This window comes from Actinoplanes regularis, from assembly GCF_900188005.1.
Taxonomy (GTDB): domain Bacteria; phylum Actinomycetota; class Actinomycetes; order Mycobacteriales; family Micromonosporaceae; genus Actinoplanes; species Actinoplanes regularis.
Genome location: NZ_FZNR01000002.1, coordinates 617,958 through 633,647 on the forward strand (window position 1 = coordinate 617,958; position 15,690 = coordinate 633,647).

The window sequence follows — 15,690 nt, forward strand, 5'->3', positions numbered from 1 at the left end:
TCAGACGACGACGCTGACCAGGCGGCCCTTGACGACGATGACCTTCTTCGGCTCCTTGCCGGCCAGCGCCTCGGCGACGGCGGCCAGAGCCGTGGTCCGGACCTCGTCCTCCGGAGTGTCCGGGGCGACCTCGACCCGGCCGCGGACCTTGCCGTTGATCTGCACCGGGTAGGTGACCGAGTCGGCCACCAGCTGAGCCGGGTCGGCCACCGGGAAGTCGGCGTAGGCCAGCGTGCCCTGGTGGCCCAGCTTGCCCCACAGCTCCTCGGCCAGGTGCGGGGCGAACGGCGACATCATCAGCACCAGCGGCTCGACCGCCTCACGCGACACCGTGGGCAGCGGGGTCAGCGTGTTGGTCAGCTCGATCAGCTTGGCGATCGCCGTGTTGAACCGCAGCTCGTCCATGTCTTCGCGGACACCGGCGATGACCCTGTGCAGCACCTTGCGGGACTTCGGGTCCAGCGGCTCGTCGGTGACCCGGACCGCGCCGGTCTCCTCGTCGACCACCAGGCGCCAGGCGCGCTGCAGGAAGCGCTGCGAGCCGATCACGGCGCGGGTCTCCCACGGGCGGGAGACGTCCAGCGGACCCATCGCCATCTCGTAGACCCGGAACGTGTCGGCGCCGTACTGGTCGCACATCTCGTCGGGGGTCACGACGTTCTTCAGGGACTTGCCCATCTTGCCGTACTCCCGGACGACCTCCTGGTCACCGTAGTACCACTTGCCGTCACGCTCGACGACCTCCTCGGCCGGGACGATCACACCGCGGCCGTCCCGGAACGCGTACGCCTGGATGTAGCCCTGGTTGAACAGCTTCCGGAACGGCTCGAAGGACGAGACGTGCCCCAGGTCGAACAGGACCTTGTGCCAGAAGCGGGCGTACAGCAGGTGCAGCACGGCGTGCTCGACGCCGCCGACGTACAGGTCGACCCCGCCCGCGTCCTTTTCGGAGCGGGGACCCATCCAGTAGTTCTCGTTCTCCGGGTCGACCAGAACCTTGTCGTTGTGCGGGTCCAGGTAGCGCAGCTCGTACCAGCAGGAGCCGGCCCACTGCGGCATGGTGTTCGTCTCGCGGGTGTAGGTCTTCGGACCGTCACCCAGGTCCAGCTCGACCTGCACCCAGTCCTTCTTGCGGGACAGCGGGGTCTCGGGCTCGGTGTCCGCGTCGTCCGGGTCGAAGGTGCGCGGCGAGAAGTCGTCGACCTCCGGCAGCTCGACCGGCAGCATCGACTCGGGCAGCGCGATCGGCAGGCCGGTCTCGTCGTAGACGATCGGGAACGGCTCGCCCCAGTACCGCTGCCGGCTGAACAGCCAGTCGCGCAGCCGGTAGGTGGTGGCACCGACGCCCTTGCCCTGCTCCTCCAGCCAGGCGATCATCGCGGCCTTCGCCTCGGCCACGCCCTTGCCGTTCAGCCACTCGCTGTTGATCGCCGGACCGTCGCCCGTGAAGGCACCTTCAAAACCCTCAGGCGCTTCGACGGTACGGATGATCGGCAGCTCGAACACCTCGGCGAACGCCCAGTCGCGCTCGTCCTGCGCGGGCACCGCCATGATCGCGCCGGTGCCGTAACCGGCCAGCACGTAGTCGGCGATGAAGACCGGGACGCGCGCGTCGTTGACCGGGTTGACCGCGAACGCACCGGTGAAGACGCCCGTCTTCACCTTGCCGTCGGCGGTCCGCTCCTCCTCGGTCTTCGCCGCGGCGGCCGCGCGGTACGCGGCGACGGCCTCGGCCGGGGTCGCGGCGCCACCGGTCCACTTCGGGTTGGTGCCGGCCGGCCACCGCTCGGGCATGACCTTGGAGACCAGCTCGTGCTCGGGCGCCAGGACCATGTAGGTGGCGCCGAACAGGGTGTCCGGGCGGGTGGTGAAGACCCGGATGTGCTCGCCGTCGATCGGGAAGTCGACGTGCGCGCCCCGGCTGCGGCCGATCCAGTTGCGCTGCATCAGCTTGACCGGCTCCGGCCAGTCCAGCGACTCCAGGTCGTCGACCAGGCGGTCACCGTACGCGGTGATCCGCATCATCCACTGCTTCAGGCTGCGCTGGAACACCGGGTAGTTACCGCGCTCGGAGCGGCCCTCCGGGGTGACCTCCTCGTTGGCCAGCACGGTGCCCAGGCCGGGGCACCAGTTGACCGGGGCCTCGCTCACGTAGGCCAGGCGGTGGCCGTCGATCACCTTGCGGCGCTCGACCGCGGACAGGCCGGCCCACTCCGGCCCGCGCTCCCCCGCCTCGTAGGCGGCGATCAGCTCACTGATCGGGCGCGCCTTGCCCCGCGCGGGGTCGAACCAGGAGTTGAAGACCTGCAGGAAGATCCACTGGGTCCAGCGGTAGTACTCCGGGTCGGTGGTGGAGAACGACCGGCGCTCGTCGTACGCCAGACCCAGCCGGCGCAGCTGCTGCCGGTACCGCTCCACGTTCGCCGCGGTGGTGACCGCGGGGTGGGTGCCGGTCTGCACCGCGTACTGCTCCGCCGGCAGGCCGAAGGCGTCGAAGCCCATCGGGTGCAGCACGTTGAAGCCGGCCATCCGCTGGTAGCGGGTGTAACAGTCGGTGCCGATGTAGCCCAGCGGGTGGCCGACGTGCAGGCCGGCTCCGGACGGGTACGGGAACATGTCCTGGACGTGCAGCTTCGGCGCACCGGCCCGCGGGTGGTCCGGGTCGGCCAGCTCGCCGACCGGGTTGGGCGCGTGGAACGTCCCGTTCTCCGCCCAGTACCGCTGCCAGCGCAGCTCCATCTCGCCGGCCAGCGCGGCGGTGTAGCGGAACGGGTTCTCGGTCTCGCTCATCTTCACCATCTCGTCTACGTCATTGGGCTTGGGGTCACGCGCTCCGGGCACAAAAAAGCCCCTCACGCAGGAGGGGGCGCCGTGCTGTCACCGAGGCGGGATCAGCACGGCCGGCTAAGGAGCAGAACACACCGAGCCATGCGCGCCATGGTACTCGCTCGCCGTCACGGACGGCGACCGGTATACCCCTCAGCACAGATCAAGTCCGAAATCCGATCACCGTCGGTAGATGGACCGTGTTCGTCCAGTTTTCTAGAAATCCCTGCTCGTTCCGGCCTTTCGGCGGGGTGTGCGTCCGGGGATAACCTGTCAGGACGGGCGGCGAGCGCCGGAGGCCCACGGACCGCTGGGCGCCCGCAACCTTTCCGGTGCCCTGACAGTGGGTGAGCCGCTGCTGAGGGGTACGTATCACTTGGAGGAAAGCCCGTGACAACGCCGACCTGGGGCGAACCGACAGGACCGCTGACGAGCGCGGAATTCCGCGCCGCGGCGCAAGCCATCATGGCCAATATCGAGCAGGTCATCGAAGGCAAGAGCGCGACGGTGCGGCTGGCCCTCGCGGTCATGCTGGCCGAGGGGCACCTGCTGATCGAGGATGTGCCGGGCGTCGGCAAGACGAAGCTCGCCAAGGCGCTCGCCCGCTCGATCGACTGCTCGGTGCGCCGGATCCAGTTCACGCCGGACCTGCTGCCCAGTGATGTCACCGGAGTGAGCGTCTACAACCAGGAGACGCGGGACTTCGAGTTCAAGCCGGGCGCCGTCTTCGCCAACCTGGTGGTCGGTGACGAGATCAACCGGGCGTCCCCGAAGACCCAGTCCGCCCTCCTGGAGTGCATGGAGGAGCGGCAGGTCACCGTCGACGGGACGACGTACGAACTGCAGGCCCCGTTCATGGTGGTCGCCACCCAGAACCCGATCGAGATGGAGGGCACATACCCCCTCCCCGAGGCGCAGCGGGACCGGTTCACCGCCCGGATCGCGATGGGCTACCCGGACCCCCGGGCCGAGCTGGCCATGCTGAGCGGCCACGGCGACCACGACCCGCTGAACGATCTGCACGCCGTCGCCGACGCCGCGCTGGTCCGCCGGCTGATCGAGACGGCGCGCGCGGTGCACGCCGCGGACGCCGTCCAGCAGTACGCGATCGCCCTGGTCACCGCGACCCGGGAGGCTCCGGAGATCCGCCTCGGCGCGTCCCCGCGCTCCACCCTGCAGCTGATCCGCACCGCCAAGGCGGTGGCCGCGCTGGAGGGCCGTGACTACGTGCTGCCCGACGACCTGCAGTCGCTGGCCGTTCCGGTGCTCGCACACCGGCTCATCCCGACCGCGGACGCGCAGCTCAACCGGCGTACCACCGACACCATCGTGTCCGAGATCGTGCACCGGCTGCCGATCCCGCACGCGAACCGCAGCCCCTACGACACCCGGGACGGCCGCGCGCCGTACGAGTCCCGGGGGCGGTGATCATGCGGGAGGCGCTGCGGGGTCTCACCACACGCGGCCGCTCGTTCCTGGCAGCCGCGGTCGCCGCCGGCATCTCGGCGCTCATCCTGGGCGAGCGTGACCTGCTGCGGGTCGCGGTGCTGCTGGCCGCGATGCCGCTGCTAGCCGCGGCGTACGTCGGGCGCAGCCGCTACAAGCTGGCCTGCACCCGAACGCTTTCGCCGGGCCGGGCCCCGGTCGGCTCCAGCGCGCGGGTGGTCCTGCGCCTGCAGAACCTGTCCCGGCTGCCCACCGGCACCATGCTGCTGGAGGACCGCCTGCCGTACGCGCTGGGCAGCCGGCCCCGGGTGGTGCTGGAGCGCCTCGGCGCGCACCAGGCGAGTTCGGTGGCGTACACGGTGCGCGCCGACGTGCGCGGCCGGTACCCGATCGGTCCGCTGGTGATCCGGCTGACCGACCCGTTCGGGCTCTGCGAGATGACCCGCTCGTTCCCGAGCGTCGACCAGCTCACCGTGATCCCCCTGGTCCAGCCGCTCCCCCGGGTCCGCCTGGCCGGGGAGTACGCGGGTGCCGGGGACAGCCGCGCCCGCTCGGTGGCGGTGCACGGCGAGGACGACGCCGCCACCCGGGAGTACCGGCGGGGCGACGATCTGCGCCGGGTGCACTGGCGGTCCACGGCCCGGACCGGCGAGCTGATGGTCCGCCGCGAGGAGCAGCCCTGGGAGAGCCGGGCCACGGTGGTCCTGGACACCCGGGCGCAGGCGCACCGCGGCGAGGGCCCGACGGCCAGCTTCGAGTGGGCCGTCTCGGCGACCGCCAGCATCGCGGTGCACCTGCGCGAGGCCGGCTACAAGGTGCGCCTGGTGACCGGGACCGGAGTGGACATCGACGGCACCGAGAGCGGCGGCGAGGGCCTGATCCTGGACGCCCTGGCGGACGTGAAGACGGTCTCCGGCGGCGACGTGTCGGTGCTCGTCGAGCAGGTTCGCCGGCGCTCCGACGGCGGCCTGGTGATCGGCCTGTTCGGCACGCTCACCACCGCCGAGGCACACCTTCTCAGCCAGCTCCGCGGCAACGGCGCGACCTGCATCGGATTCGCCATCGACAGCTCGACCTGGATCCCGATGACGACCGGCGACCGGCAGGAGTCGGACCGGGAGCACGCGGCCGCGTCGCTGGCCCTGGTGCGCAGCGGCTGGCGCTCAGTGCCCGTGCCGCACGGCGAGACGCTGCCGGCCCTCTGGCCCACGGTGGGTCGTGGCTCGCAGGGCTTCGCCTATCGCGCGGCGATGGCCGAGACGGTCAGCGGGGTGATCCGATGACCGGCCGCCGCCGTCTCGGGCTGGTCGCGGCCACCGCCACGCTGCTCGCCTCCGCACCCCTCGCGACGATCTTCGACTCCTGGACCTGGCTGCTCCAGGTGCTGCTCACGGTGGTGATGATCGCCGGTGCGGCGGTGCTCGCCCGGACCCTGCGGTTCCCCGGCTGGGCGCAGGGGCTGAGCATGGCGCTGGCCCTGCTGGTCACGCTGACCTGGATCTTCCCGAGCGGGCACGAGCTGCTGGTGCCGACACCGGCGACGCTCGCGCACTTCGCCGAGCTGATCCAGCAGGCCGGCGAGGACACCCGGTCGTACGCGGTGCCCGTACCGGACCGCGACGGGCTGCTCTTCGTCGCGGTCCTCGGGCTCGGCGTGGTCGCCATCGTGGTGGACCTGCTGACCGCGGTGTTCCGCAGGCCGGCCCTGGCCGGCCTGCCGATGCTGGCGATCTACTCCATCCCGGTCGCCGTCTATCTGGACAGTGTTCCGGTCACCCCGTTCATCGTGGGTGCCTGCGGCTACCTCTGGCTGCTGGTCGCCGACAATGTGGACCGGGTTCGCCGGTTCGGCCGCCGGTTCACCGGCGACGGGCGGGACGTCGACGTCTGGGAGCCGTCCCCGCTGGCCGCCGCCGGGCGCCGGCTCGGTGTGGCCGGTGTGCTGGTGGCGGTGCTGCTGCCGCTGGCCCTGCCGACCGTCACCGGTGGCCTGCTGTCCCAGCTCACCCAGAGCGGCAACGGGGTCGGCGGCGGGCTGGGCACGGGCAACGGCGGACGGATCGACCTGTTCGCCGCGCTGAGCGGCAAGCTGACCGACAGCACCACGGTCAACCTGCTCAAGGTGACGACGACCGAGAAGGAGCCGTTCTACCTGCGGTTCGCCGTCGCGGACCAGCTCACCGCGACCGGCATCGGCAGCCAGCCCCCGAGCGGGAACGCGCTCAACCGGGGCAGCCTGCCGGACCCGCGCCGGGAGAGCTCGACCAACCAGACCACGTTCCAGCAGTACCACGCGGAGATCGAGGTCTCGGACGCGCTGCGGCAGACCATGGCACCGACGTACTCGTACCCGGTCGGGATCAAGGATCTCTCCGGCACCTGGGCGTACGACCCGAACCAGCAGGTGCTGTACTCCAACCGGAGCACCACCAGCAAGCAGAGGTACTCGGTCGACTACCTGCGCGCCCAGTACACCCCGGCCGCGCTGCGGACGGCGCCGGCGCTGGGCCCCGACGACCCGCTCCGGCGGGCGTACACCAGCGTGCCGGTGAACACCTTCGTCAATGATCTGGTCGCCAAGCTGACCAAGGGCAAGACCAACGATTACGACAAGGCCCGGGCGATCTACGAGTCGTTCTCCAAGAAGTACGGCTACACGTACAGCCTGCAGACCCAGCCGGCCGGGAACCTCGCCGAGATCGAGGCCTTCCTGAAGAACAAGGTCGGCTTCTGCCAGCAGTACGCGGTCGCCATGACGTGGATGGTGCGGGCCGCGGGGATCCCGGCCCGGGTGGCGTTCGGCTTCACCCGGGGTACGGCCGAGGACGGTGACACCTTCGTGATCACCAACCGCAACGCGCACGCCTGGACCGAGGTCTACCTGCAAGGCTTCGGCTGGGTACCGTTCGACGCGACACCGTCGGCCGGGGTGTCCGGGTCGGCCCGATCCAACTGGGCGCCGGACGTCGACCAGACGACCTCGCCCTCCACCCCGACGTCGGCCGCCCCGGTGCCCGACTCCAGCGCGTCGCTCGCCCCCGGCCAGAACCAGCGGCCCGACCGGGCGAACGACGGTGGCGGCACGGCCACGGCGGGCACCTTCAGCTCCGACGAGGAGAACTGGACGGGCCTGCTGATCGGCGGGACGATCGCCACCCTGATCGCGCTGCTCCTGGTTCCGGCGCTGCGCCGGGTCCTGCTGCGACGCCGGCGCAACGCGGCGACGATCGGCCCGCCGCCCGCGGTGGTGGATCCGGGCGAGCCGGGACCGGCGGGCACGGTCACCGGGATCGAGGTCACCAGCGAGGCCGCCCAGGCCCGGGCGGACGCCCACGCGGCGTGGGACGAGCTGATCGACACGATGATCGACTTCCAGATCGCGGTCGACCCCACGGAGACACCACGGCTCACCGCACAGCGGCTGATCAAGGAGACGCTGCTCTCCGCCGAGCCGGCCGCCGCGGCTGAGCTCCTCGGCACCGCCGAGGAACGGGCCCGCTACGCCCGGCAGCCGCTGCAGGGCGCGGAGCTGACCTCAGCCCTGCGCCGCCTGCGCGCCGGAATGTCCCACTCGGCTTCGGCCCGGGTCCGGCTCCGGGCGACGTTGTTCCCACCGTCGATCCTGCTCGAATGGCGGCTGGCGCTGGCCGAGGCCGGCACCCGCACGATGGAGGCCGCGAGCCGGGCCCGAGAAAGCCTCGCCCGCTTCAACCTCCGCCGCCTGCTCACCCGCACCCGCTGACGAAGTGAGGGGCGCCGCCCAGCGGCGCCCCTCCAAACTTCAGCGAACAGTCGCCGCCGACAGACCGCGCAGCGAGACCAGCCTGGTCCACCCCGGCGACCCGGTCAGATCTCGGCAACCTACGCCCGGACCACGGCCACCAGCCGGCAGTAACCAATCGGCCCGGTCACCAGGCTGCAGCCAACCAACCGGCCCGCCCAACAAACCGCAACCACCAGCCGCACCCGACAGCCCGCAACCGACCAACCGGCCCGCCCAACAAACCGCAACCACCAGCCGCACCCGACAGCCCGCAACCGACCAACCGGCCCGCCCAACAAGGCGCAACCACCAGCCGCAGCCGACAGGATGCAACCAACCGGCCTCGGTCGGTGCGACCTACGAGCCTCGGCCCACAGGCTGCGACACGTGGGCGCGGTCGTCCCAGCAAGTGGCGGGTGCTCCTGGACAGTGGTCCGATGCGGAATCTTCGCCGGCTGATCGGGACACGGTACGGCATCGCATACACGTGTTTCCGCGTTTGCGGAGCCGCCAGCCCACATCGGGTGTCCGGCTGCTCGGCCATATCAGCGCTCTCGATGCGACTCTGAAACCCAGCCGGACGCCGCGGTCCTGGCCCGCTGCGGGTAGCAGCCGAGCTGGTCCTAAGAGTCGCTTCAGCGGGCTCGATGCAACCGTGGGACCCAGCCGATGCAGCGGCTGGATCCCACGGTTGTAAAACAGCCGGCACCAGCTGGACTCCCGCGCGTTGCGGAGCGTGTCTCAGGTAGCGCCGCCAGCGGTGACCGGACCCGCAGATGCCAGCGGTGAGAAGGTAAGTAATCCTCCGGCACCCGCAGGGTTACGGGCGGGCGGAAAATTACCTTCCTTCTCACCGGTCATCAGGAGCTTTGCCACGGAACCAGATTGCTTCAGCGTTTGCCACAGAAAACCCAGCGAAGCGAGTCGATTCAACCTTCGCTACGAAACTCAGCAGAACCAGCGTTCGCTGCAGAACTCAGCAGAACCAGGTCGATTCAGCGTTCGCTGCGGAACTGAGCAGAACCAGGTCGATTCAGCGTTCGCTGCGGGACTCAGCGGAGCCGAAGTCGGTTCGGCGTTCCGCCTAGCGCGGCGGAGCCGGATCAGCCCCGCTTAACGCTGTCCTTCGGGGCGTTGCTTCCAGCGGTCCTCGAGGCGGTCCAGCAGCCCGCCGCTTCCCTTGCGACCCTGGCGAGTCCGCCGTGAGGCTGTCCCCCCGACGGATTTCAGGTCTGGGGCCTGGCCACGCTTTCGTGACTGCATCGCGAAGGCGGCCGACCCGAGCATCACGACGAAGCCGGCGACGCCGAGCAGCACCTGACCGGAAGCCGCCCCATACACGACTAGAGCCAAACCAAGCACGATCACGAACGCGGCGATGATGAGCCGGCGCCGTGCGTGGAAACGCGGGTCGTTGGCCCGCACAGCCGAGGCGAATTTGGGGTCCTCGGCAAGCGACCGCTCGATCTGATCGAACAGCCGCTGCTCGTGCTCCGAGAGCGGCACGGCTTTCCTCCCCGGGCGCATGTCCGGCCCAAGCTGGGGCCGGGGCAGCCGTCGGCTGCCTTATCACGCAAGTCTACGAGGGGGTTGGCGGGTCGGAAAGCGGGACGACGGCCGAGTGCGGGTGATTTTCCATGCCGAGAAGATCGTTTCGTCCGAAAAGCCCGTCTCACCAGCTCATCACGTCTGGTGAAACAGTCGCGACATCGAGTGACGCTGATGGTTGGCGATCGTCCGCCGGTCAGCGGGCGATCAACAGCGGCACGGTCATCTCGGCAGCTGTCGCCGACCCGTGGTACGCCACCAACTGGCCCGCCTTGGCCGGCTCCCACCCGGACGCGACCGCCACCGCCCGGCCCCAGCAGATCACCACCACGTCACCGATCCGGTCGGCGTGCCCGTCCGGCACCGGCCCGAACCAGCCGGCCTCGATCGCCTCCTCGCGGACCAGCACCGACGCCTCGTCGCCGAAGATCCCCCGCCAGTTGGCCAGCACGTCGTCCCGCGCGCGGTCCGCGGCGTACAGGTAGCGGACCCGGGGCTCACCGGCCACCCCGACCACACCGTCGCGCAGCTCCGGGATCGCGGCCATGTCCCGCCGGCTCTCCGCCGGCACGTTGAGCTGGCCGTGGTCGGCGACCACCAGCAGCGCGGAGCGCGGCGGGAGCCCGTGCACCACCCGGTCGAGCAGCCGGTCCACCCCGCGGGCGGCCTCCCGCCAGGTCGCCGAGCCGACCCCGTCCTCGTGGCCGAAATGGTCGAGGTCCGGGTGGTAGCCGTAGACCAGCGCCGGGCCGTCCGCCTCACGCAACGCGGCCAGCACCCCGTCGGCGACCGCCGAGCCGTCCGCGGCGCCCCGGTAGACGCCACCCCGGTTCGCCGCCAGGCTCAGCCCGCTGCCCTCGAACTGCGGCCGGCTGACCACGGTGACCCGCACTCCGGCCGCGGCGGCGAGCTCCATCCGGGTCGGCACCGGCTGCCACACGCTCGGGTCCGGATCCTGACCCCACATGATGTGGGTGAGCGGCCGGCCATCCGGCCGGCGGACGGTGAAGCCGAGCACGCCGTGCGCGCCGGGTGGCACCCCGGCGCCGAGCGTGACCAGGCTGACCGGGGTCGTGGACGGGAACCCGGCGGTCAGCGTGCCGGCGTGCCCGCGGCCGCCGGCGGCCAGGTCGGCGAGGACCGGGGCGTGCGGCGCGGCCAGCGGCAACTGGTACGCCCCCAGCCCGTCCACCAGCAGCACCGCGATCTTGTCCACCCCGTCCAGCCGGGCGCCGAGGCCGAGCACGTCGACCGCGCCCGGCACCCCGAGCACGGCGCTCACGCTGGGCAGCAGATCGGCCAGGCTGGCGACACCGTATGCCGGGCGGACCGGGCGCAAGGCGTCGGGATGCAACCCGTCGTCCGGGAGGGTTTCCGGTACGGATTCCAGCGTGGAGACCGGGGCGGAGTCGGCACCCGGAACGGGCGCGGTCATGGCCGGCGGGCGAAGAGATGCAGTTGGGAGGCGATGTCCCGGAACGGCGGCTGGGCACTCAGCGCCAGCTCCAGGTCCAGCACCGCCTGCGGGTCCTCCTCGATCACGGTGGCCGGCAGCAGGTCGGCGACCACCCGTACGCCATGGGTCTCCTCGACCTGGAGCCCGGCCGCGCTGAGCAGCGCCTCGGCCGTCACCGCGTCGTACCGCCGGCGCAGCGTGTCGCGCGGCCCCGACCGGCCCTCCGGGTCGTTGACCAGCGCGGACGCCGCCCGCAGGTGGCCGTTGACGGCCCGGCCCAGGATCGCGGCCGAGCGGCCGGCGACCAGCAGGCTGAGCGCGCCGCCGGGCCGCAGCGCGGCGGCGATCGCGGCGACCACCCGGGACGGGTCGTCCACCACCTCGAGCACGGCGTGGCACAGGATCAGGTCGGCGCTGCCCGGCTCGACCAGCCCGGCGAGCGCGTCGCCGTCGCCCTGGACGGCGCGCACCCGGTCGGCGACGCCCGCGTCGGCGGCGCGGCGGGTCAGCGCGGCGAGTGCGTCCGGGCTGGCGTCGATCACGGTGACGGTGTGCCCGGCCTCGGCGAGGGGGACGGCGAATCCGCCGGTGCCGCCGCCGACGTCGAGGACGGTCAGCTCACGGCCGGCGTGCCGGTCCAACTCCCGGCGCAGGACAGCCCAGACCGCCGCGTTGCGGGCGGTGACGAGCGGGCGGCCGGTACGTGCGGTTGCAGTGTCCACCCGGGCAGCCTATCCGCCGGGACAAGGCTAGAAATCGAAGAGGACACCGGTGGCGCGGTTCATCTCGCAGTTGTTGCCGTACTGGTGCGCCCACTTCACCGCGCGTCCCCGCCACACTCCGCTGAGCCGCGCGGTGACCGGCTGGTAGAGCAGGAAGCAGTACCGGTCGGCCGGCTTGAGCTTGGCCGGGTCGGCGCCGACCCGGGCCAGTTCGGCACAGGCCTGCGCCGGCTTGGGGTGGCGGCCGCCGTCCGGGTCGCAGGTGAGCGAGACCTCGGTCGCCGGGCCACCCTCGGCCACGTGGGCGAGGGTGAGACGGGAACCGGTGACGGGCGCCCGGGCGGTCTCGCCGCCGGCGGCAGCGGCGGATGACGCGGTGGCCAGGATAGCCGCTCCGGCGGTGAGGCTCGTGCGGACGCGGAACAACATGCTGCACTCCGATGCTTCTCGGTAGCGCACCTTATAACATCAGACCGGGAATTTCCGGCAAATCGCAGAAAAGACCCTTCCTTTCGTACGCGGAGAAGCGCGTCAGCGGAAGTCACGCGACGCCGGAGCGACCGGCGGGTGGAGCGTCTCCAACCGGTCCGCCACCAGGTTCAGCACCCCCTCCGCCCGCTCCAGCCGCCCGCGCACCAGCAGCGCCGAACTGCTCCGCGCCACCCGCCGGTACCGCAGCCACAACCCCGGCGAACAGGTCACGTTCAGCATCCCCGTCTCGTCCTCCAGGTTCACGAACGTCACCCCGCCCGCGGTCGCCGGCCGCTGCCGGTGCGTCACGATCCCCCCGACCCGGATCCGGGTGCCCGCCTCCACCTCCGGCAGGTCGGCGATCCGCAACGCCCCGGCCTGATCCAGCCCGGCTCTGAGGAACCGGACCGGATGCGTCTCCGGCGACAACCCGGTCGCCCAGACATCCGCGACCAGCACGTCCATCTCGCTCATCCCGGGCAGCATCGGTGCCTCGGTGCCGGTGACCGTCCCGGGAAGACGGTCCGGTTTGTCCTGGGCGGCCGCTCCGGCGGCCCAGAGCGCCTCACGACGCGAGAGGCCGAAACCCGCGAAGGCGTCGGCGGTGGCCAGCGCCTCCAGGTGAGCGGCCGAGCATCCGGTCCGGCGGGCAAGATCGGTCATCGATCGGTACGGCCCATGGTCGCGGCGCTCGTTCTCGATCCGCTCGGCGAGCTCCGCCCCGATCGTACGGACGGCACCGAGGCCCTGCCGGACCACCGGCCCACCGAGGCCCCACGCCTGCGGTGGCTCCCCGGCCTCCGCCTTGCGCCGGCTCGCCGGCGTGGTCTCCAGCGTCGCCAGCGCGGCACTGCGGTTGATGTCGGGGCGGCGCACCTCGACACCGTGCCGGCGCGCGTCGTCGACCAGCGTCTGCGGCGAGTAGAACCCCATCGGCTGCGCGTTCAGCAGCGCCGCGCAGAACGCCGCCGGGTGGTACCGCTTCAGCCAGGCGCTCGCGTAGACCAGGTAGGCGAAGCTCATCGCGTGGCTCTCCGGGAAGCCGTAACTGGCGAACGCGGAGAGTTTGCGGAACAGGTCGTCGGCCAGCTCACCGGTGATCCCGTTGCCGGCCATCCCCTCGTACAGCCGGATCCTGATCCTCTCCATCTTCTCGACGGACCGTTTCGAGCCCATCGCGCGCCGCAACTGATCGGCCTCGGACGGATCAAAACCGGCCACGTCGATCGCCAGCTGCATCAACTGCTCCTGGAAGAGCGGCACGCCGAGCGTCTTGGCCAGCGCGTTGCTCATCAGTTCGTGCGGCACGTCGGGCGGCTCCAGGCCGTTCTTCCGCCGGATGTACGGATGAACCGACCCGCCCTGGATCGGCCCCGGCCGGATCAGCGCCACCTCGATCACCAGGTCGTAGAACTCCCGGGGCTTGAGCCGGGGCAGCGTCGCCATCTGGGCGCGGCTCTCCACCTGGAACACCCCGACCGAGTCGGCCCGGCAGAGCATCTCGTAGACCTCGGAGTCGTCGAGCCGCATCGTGCCGATGTCCAACTCGTCCTCGATCATGTCGTACGCGTAGTGCAGCGCGGAGAGCATGCCGAGCCCGAGCAGGTCGAACTTGACCAGATCCACGGCGGCGCAGTCGTCCTTGTCCCACTGCAGCACGCTGCGGCCCGGCATCCGGCCCCACTCCACCGGGCAGACCTCGATGATCGGCCGGTCGCAGATCACCATGCCGCCGGAGTGGATGCCCAGGTGACGGGGGAAGTCCTGGACCGCGTTGGCGAACTCCACCACCTGCTCCGGCAGGTCACCGTCCGCGGTCGCGACGTCGCCCCAGCGGTCGATCTGCTTGCTCCAGGCATCCTGCTGACCGGCCGAGAAACCGAACGCCCGGGCCATGTCCCGGACCGCCGACCGGGGACGGTAGGAGATCACGTTGGCGACCTGGGCGGTGTGCTCCCGGCCGTACTTCCGGTAGACGTGCTGGATCACCTCCTCGCGCCGGTCCGACTCGATGTCCACATCGATATCCGGCGGGCCGTCCCGCTCCGGGGCGAGGAACCGCTCGAAGAGCAGGTTGTAGTGGACCGCGTCGACGTTGGTGATCCACAGGGCGTAGCAGACCGCCGAGTTCGCCGCCGATCCCCGGCCCTGGCAGTAGATCCGCTGTTGCCGGCAGAACCGCACGATGTCGTAGACGACCAGGAAATAGCCGGGGAAGCCGAGCTCCTCGATCATCCGGAGCTCGTACTCCAGCTGTTGATAGGCCTTCGGGTTGTCCTCGCCGTAGCGCTCCCGGGCGCCGTCCATCGTCAGTTTCCGCAGCCAACTCATCTCGGTGTGACCGGGTGGGACCTCGTAGTCCGGCAGGCGCGGGGCGACCAGGTTCAGGTCGAAGGCGAGGCCGTGGCCGTACATGGCGGCGTTCTCCACCGCGCCCGGATAACCCGCGAACCGGCGCGCCATCTCGGCACCGCCGCGCAGGTGGGCGGTACCGGCGGCGGGCAGCCAGCCGTCCATCTCGTCCAGGCTGCGACGCGCCCGGACCGCGGCTAGCGCGGTGGCCAGACGCCGGCGGGACGGGGTGGCGTAGTGCACGTTGCCGGTCGCCACCACCTCCAGCCGGCGGCTGCGGGCCAGCTCGAAGAGGGCGTCGTTGCGATCGCCGTCGTAGGGATCGCCATGGTCGGTCAGCTCGACCGCCACGTTCGGGGTACCGAACAGGTCCATCAAGCGGTCCAGCTCCCTGGCGGCGGCGTCCATCCCCTCGGTGGCCAGGGCCAGCGGGACCGGGCCCTTGCGGCAGCCGGTCAGCACCAGAACATGGTCCCTCAGGGTTTCGGCGATCAGTTCCAGACTCTCGTACTCCGGCTTGCCCTTCTCACCACCCCGCAGCTGGGCCTCGGAGATCACCCGGGCCAGCCGGGCGTAACCCTCGTGCCCGTGGGCCAGCGCCAGCAGATGGGTGCCCTCCGGGTCGGGCTCGCCGTTCTGCGGGCGGGTCAGGCCCAGCGACAGCTCGGCGCCGAAGATCGTCCGCAGGTTCAGCTCGCGGGCCGCCTGGGAGAAGCGGACCACGCCGTAGAAGCCGTCATGATCGGTGACGGCCAGGCCGGTCAGCCCGAGCCGGGCCGCCTCCTCGGCCAGTTCCTCGGGGTGGCTGGCGCCGTCCAGGAAGCTGAAGTTGGTGTGGCAGTGCAGCTCGGCGTAGTCCACGGCGGCCTCGGCGCGGACCAGGCCGGGAGCGGGGCGGTAGGGCTCGCGCTTGCGACTGAAGGCCGGGGAGTCGCCGCCGTCCGCCTCCGCCGCGATCGGATCGATCACCTGCTTCGAGCCGGGATCGGACCAGAGGCCCTTCCGGTCCGGCTTCCCGGTCGGCTTCTCCGCCGGCTTTCCGGACAGCGTCCGCTCCAATTCGGCCCAGGGCACCCCGGGATTGTGGAAACTCATCGCGCCTTCCG

At 71.1% G+C, this 15,690-nt stretch carries 9 protein-coding genes; 3 read left to right on the forward strand and 6 right to left on the reverse strand.

The window, feature by feature from the left end; genetic code table 11:
- Positions 1–2,799 (reverse strand): leucine--tRNA ligase, encoded by a 2,799-nt coding sequence (gene leuS / locus CHC09_RS07915; RefSeq protein ID WP_089292305.1) that lies wholly within the window; start codon positions 2,797–2,799, stop codon positions 1–3.
- A 417-nt stretch (positions 2,800–3,216) separates the two neighbouring features.
- On the opposite strand from leuS, the gene CHC09_RS07920 reads away from it, so the two are divergent.
- The 3 genes from CHC09_RS07920 to CHC09_RS07930 are packed head-to-tail and all read left to right on the forward strand — an operon-like array spanning position 3,217 to position 8,014.
- Positions 3,217–4,254 (forward strand): AAA family ATPase, encoded by a 1,038-nt coding sequence (locus CHC09_RS07920; RefSeq protein ID WP_089292306.1) that lies wholly within the window; start codon positions 3,217–3,219, stop codon positions 4,252–4,254.
- Between the two features lie 2 nt (positions 4,255–4,256).
- On the forward strand, positions 4,257–5,555 hold the full coding sequence (locus tag CHC09_RS07925) for a DUF58 domain-containing protein (protein ID WP_089292307.1): 1,299 nt from the start codon (positions 4,257–4,259) through the stop codon (positions 5,553–5,555).
- Positions 5,552–8,014 carry a transglutaminase TgpA family protein gene (locus CHC09_RS07930; RefSeq protein ID WP_089292308.1) on the forward strand — a complete coding sequence of 821 codons (2,463 nt, stop codon included), beginning with the start codon at positions 5,552–5,554 and terminating at the stop codon, positions 8,012–8,014. Before CHC09_RS07925 ends, CHC09_RS07930 begins: the two co-directional genes overlap by 4 nt.
- Before the next feature lie 1,134 nt (positions 8,015–9,148).
- Here CHC09_RS07930 and CHC09_RS07935 read toward each other — a convergent pair.
- From CHC09_RS07935 to CHC09_RS07955, 5 genes are all read right to left on the reverse strand, one after another.
- Entirely contained in the window at positions 9,149–9,541 is a 393-nt protein-coding gene (locus tag CHC09_RS07935; protein ID WP_089292309.1) for a DUF3040 domain-containing protein, read from the reverse strand.
- A gap of 238 nt (positions 9,542–9,779) precedes the next feature.
- Positions 9,780–11,018 (reverse strand): alkaline phosphatase family protein, encoded by a 1,239-nt coding sequence (locus CHC09_RS07940; RefSeq protein WP_089292310.1) that lies wholly within the window; start codon positions 11,016–11,018, stop codon positions 9,780–9,782.
- Positions 11,015–11,761, reverse strand: coding sequence for a methyltransferase domain-containing protein (locus tag CHC09_RS07945; protein ID WP_089292311.1), 747 nt, complete (start codon positions 11,759–11,761; stop codon positions 11,015–11,017). The genes CHC09_RS07940 and CHC09_RS07945 overlap by 4 nt, the downstream gene beginning before the upstream one ends.
- A gap of 27 nt (positions 11,762–11,788) precedes the next feature.
- A complete protein-coding gene (locus tag CHC09_RS07950; protein WP_089292312.1) occupies positions 11,789–12,190 on the reverse strand; it encodes an SSI family serine proteinase inhibitor in 402 nt (133 codons plus the stop codon).
- A gap of 102 nt (positions 12,191–12,292) precedes the next feature.
- On the reverse strand, positions 12,293–15,679 hold the full coding sequence (locus CHC09_RS07955) for an error-prone DNA polymerase (protein WP_089292313.1): 3,387 nt from the start codon (positions 15,677–15,679) through the stop codon (positions 12,293–12,295).
- Positions 15,680–15,690: the final 11 nt, after the last annotated feature.